Below are 3,197 nucleotides of genomic sequence, written 5' to 3'. Positions count from 1 at the left end.
GAGGTCAGCGGCAGCCGGCTGCGCGCCGCTGCCGAGGGCCGCGCGCACCTCGCGCCGCACCGCGACCCGGAGGTCACCGAGGCGGTGCGCGCGGCGGTCGAGCCGGAGCGCTCGGTCGCCGCGGCCTACCTGACCGAGGGCGGCGGCAACGACCTCACCCTGAGCCTGGTCGCGGCCGCCGCTCCCGAGGTGCTCACCGAGGCGGCCCGGCGCATCGTCGGCCGGCTCGCCGAGGACGACATCGTGCGCGCGCGCCTGGACCGCGGCCTCGACCTGGCGATGCTTCCGCCGGGTAGCGTGCTCGACGCGCAGGCGCTGTACGCGCGCTGACCGCCCCGGCACGCACGAGGGCCGTCGTCCGGTCGAACGGACGACGGCCCGCTGGGCTCTCGGGGCGGTGCCGGTTGTCGGGGCCCCGTGGGGGACCCCGTCGGCGGTACTAGCCGTAGACGGGGCCGGTCAGCTTCTCGCCCGGGCCCTTGCCCGCCGTGTCGGGGAACGTGGACGCCTCGCGGAACGCCAACTGGAGCGTCTTGAGGCCGTCGCGCAGCGGTCCCGCGTGATAGGAGCCCACCTCGGGCGCGGCGGCGGTGACCAGGCCCGCGAGGGCGGTGATCAGCTTGCGGGCCTCGTCGAGGTCCTTGTGCTGTTCGCCGTCCTCGGCCAGGCCGAGCTTGACCGCCGCGGCGCTCATCAGGTGCACCGACAGCGTGGTGATCACCTCGACGGCGGGCACGTCGGCGATGTCCCTGGTCAGGACCTCGACGTCGGCGGGTTGACCGTACTGACCGGCGGACGGGTCGGGCGTCGTAAGTGGGGCGCTCTCGCTCATGTGCCCAGTCTCGGGTATGCCCCACAATCGGGGAACAACGGGGCCCTTCGGTCCGTTCGAGCCAGTGGTAAGGTTGTGTATCGACCGACCGGGCATTCGCATGCCCGGCCTGCAAGTGGAGGCTCCGTCTCCCACCCGATCGACCTCACGGACGACGGGTACCGGTCCGATGCGGCGCCCTGACGGGTGTATCCGCGTCTTCGTTCGTCGTCCCCAGGGGCGGCGGCGTCACCGGTGGTGGAGCCTCGCATGCAACCGTGCGAGGCTTTTTTGCGTGGCCCAAATGGCTTTCGTGAGGGTCTGGCTCGGGGGAAGCTACAAACGAGACACATGTGGCCGCTTCGCCCGCGGCCGCTTCAGGTATGAGGAGGCCCCATCAGCGCCGAGCCCCGCATCAACGACCGGATTCGCGTCCCCGAGGTGCGACTCGTTGGTCCTGGCGGCGAGCAGGTCGGAATCGTCCCGCTGGCCAAGGCCATGGAACTTGCCCAGGAGTACGACCTCGACCTCGTCGAGGTCGCGGCCAACGCCCGGCCGCCGGTCTGCAAGCTCATGGACTACGGCAAGTTCAAGTACGAGTCGGCCATGAAGGCCCGTGAAGCGCGCAAGAACCAGGCGCACACGGTCATCAAGGAGATGAAGCTCCGGCCGAAGATCGACCCGCACGACTATGACACCAAGAAGGGTCACGTCGAGCGGTTCTTGAAGCAGGGCGACAAGGTCAAGATCACGATCATGTTCCGTGGTCGCGAGCAGTCCCGGCCCGAGTTGGGCTACCGACTGCTGCAGCGCCTGGCGACGGACGTCGACGAGCTTGGGTTCATCGAGTCGAACCCCAAGCAGGACGGCCGCAACATGATCATGGTTCTGGGCCCGCACAAGAAGAAGACCGAGGCCATGGCCGAGGCTCGCGAGGCACAGGCCGCCCGCAAGGACGCGCGCCGTGTGGCCGTCGAGGCCGGGGACGACCACCCCGACGAGACGGACTTCGACACGGAGGCCCCGCAGGCCGCCGAAGCCGCGACCGAAGTGGTCGAAGCCGAGGCCGCCGAAGCTCCGGCAGCCGAGGCCCCCGCCGCCCCCGGCGGCGAGCCGAAGGCGCAAGAGCAGGTCTGAACCGGTACGGGTCGCCCCGCACCAAAGATTTGCAACCACACCTGTGCCTGCCCGGTCCCCACCGGGCGGGTACGGCATGACGAGGAGACTGCGGCGACATGCCGAAGAACAAGACCCACAGCGGTGCCAGCAAGCGCTTTCGTATCACCGGCTCCGGCAAGGTGCTGCGCCAGCGTGCGGGTCGCCGTCACCTTCTCGAACACAAGCCCTCGACCGTGACCCGGCGTCTCGCCGGCACCGTCGAGGTGGCCCCGGCCGACGTCAAGAAGATCAAGAAGCTGCTCAAGAAGTAAGAGCAGCAAGCAGTCGTCGCACCGGCTGACGAGAACCCACCGGTCGGCGACAGGCGTCGGTCCCAGACTTACCCGGGCCGTGGTCGACACACCGCGGTCTGACATCAAGGAGTTCATCAAGTGGCACGCGTCAAGCGGTCAGTCAACGCCCACAAGAAGCGTCGCGTCATCCTCGAGCGGGCGTCCGGCTACCGCGGCCAGCGGTCCCGTCTGTACAGGAAGGCCAAGGAGCAGGTCACCCACTCCATGGTCTACAACTACAACGACCGCAAGAAGCGGAAGGGGGACTTCCGTCAGCTGTGGATCCAGCGCATCAACGCCGCTGCCCGCCTGAACGGAATGACCTACAACCGCTTCGTGCAGGGCCTCAAGGCCGCCGGTGTGGAGATCGACCGCAAGATGCTCGCAGAGCTCGCGGTCAACGACGCCCCGGCGTTCGCCACCCTCGTCGAGGTAGCGCAAAAGGCCCTCCCGGCCGACGTCAACGCGAAGCGCGAAGACGCCGCGGCCTGAATCGGGCCCACACCTGCGTCCGAGGCGACGCCCCCACCGGGGCGTCGCCTCGAACACAGGCACAGTGCCTCGACACAGGCACGGTTTCCCCGGTCGCGACAGGCTGAGAGCAGAGAACGGTAACGCGATGGCGAGCCCCGAGCTGACGTCCACCCGATCCCCCCGAGTGGCGGCGGCCCGGCGGCTCGCCAAACGCGCTTTCCGGGCCCGGGAGCGGCTGTTCCTGGCCGAGGGACCCCAGGCCGTGCGCGAGGCCGTGGCACTGCCGGGCGTGCTGCGCGAGCTGTACATCACCATCGAGGTGGCCGAGCGCTACCCCGACCTGGTTACCGGCGCGCACGACGCGCGGGTGCCCGTGTTCACCGCCACCGACGAGGTCGTCGCGGCGATCAGCCAGACGGTCACGCCCCAGGGCGTCGTCGCGCTGTGCCGCTTCGTCGACA

The 3,197-nt window shown here is 69.5% G+C and carries 5 protein-coding genes and 1 pseudogene; 5 read left to right on the top strand and 1 reads right to left on the bottom strand.

Annotated features, from left to right (window positions below):
• A pseudogene (locus GT354_RS27380) lies at window positions 1-330 on the top strand (SseB family protein); the annotation flags it as partial.
• Between the two features lie 109 nt (window positions 331-439).
• On the opposite strand, the gene GT354_RS27375 reads toward GT354_RS27380, so the two are convergent.
• Window positions 440-832: a DUF1844 domain-containing protein gene (locus GT354_RS27375; RefSeq protein ID WP_202512361.1), complete on the bottom strand. Its 393-nt coding sequence runs from the start codon at window positions 830-832 to the stop codon at window positions 440-442.
• Window positions 833-1,207: 375 nt separating this feature from the next.
• Here GT354_RS27375 and infC point away from each other — a divergent pair, with 375 nt between their 5' ends.
• The 4 genes from infC to GT354_RS27355 all read left to right on the top strand — a co-directional run.
• Complete coding sequence (gene infC / locus GT354_RS27370) at window positions 1,208-1,948, top strand: translation initiation factor IF-3 (RefSeq protein ID WP_161359050.1); 741 nt, start codon at window positions 1,208-1,210, stop codon at window positions 1,946-1,948.
• Window positions 1,949-2,046: 98 nt separating this feature from the next.
• Window positions 2,047-2,241: a 50S ribosomal protein L35 gene (gene rpmI, locus GT354_RS27365; RefSeq protein WP_161359049.1), complete on the top strand. Its 195-nt coding sequence runs from the start codon at window positions 2,047-2,049 to the stop codon at window positions 2,239-2,241.
• A 120-nt stretch (window positions 2,242-2,361) separates the two neighbouring features.
• The gene (gene rplT / locus GT354_RS27360) at window positions 2,362-2,754 is read left to right on the top strand and encodes a 50S ribosomal protein L20 (protein WP_161359048.1); all 393 of its coding nucleotides are present in this window, start codon (window positions 2,362-2,364) and stop codon (window positions 2,752-2,754) included.
• A gap of 127 nt (window positions 2,755-2,881) precedes the next feature.
• On the top strand, window positions 2,882-3,197 hold a 316-nt coding region (locus GT354_RS27355; protein WP_272923895.1), incomplete at its 3' end, for an RNA methyltransferase substrate-binding domain-containing protein.

It is taken from the genome of Streptomyces sp. SID3343 (assembly GCF_009865215.1).
Classification (GTDB): Bacteria; Actinomycetota; Actinomycetes; order Streptomycetales; family Streptomycetaceae; genus Embleya.
The sequence above is the reverse complement of the archived record's forward strand: the minus strand, read 5'-3'. Positions and strand labels throughout refer to the sequence as shown.

What these genes read in the sequence shown, in the direction of transcription:
- GT354_RS27375 (WP_202512361.1), bottom strand. Translation starts at nt 832, where the DNA reads ATGAGCGAGAGCGCCCCACTTACGACGCCCGACCCGTCCGCCGGTCAG.
- rpmI (WP_161359049.1), top strand. Translation starts at nt 2,047, where the DNA reads ATGCCGAAGAACAAGACCCACAGCGGTGCCAGCAAGCGCTTTCGTATC.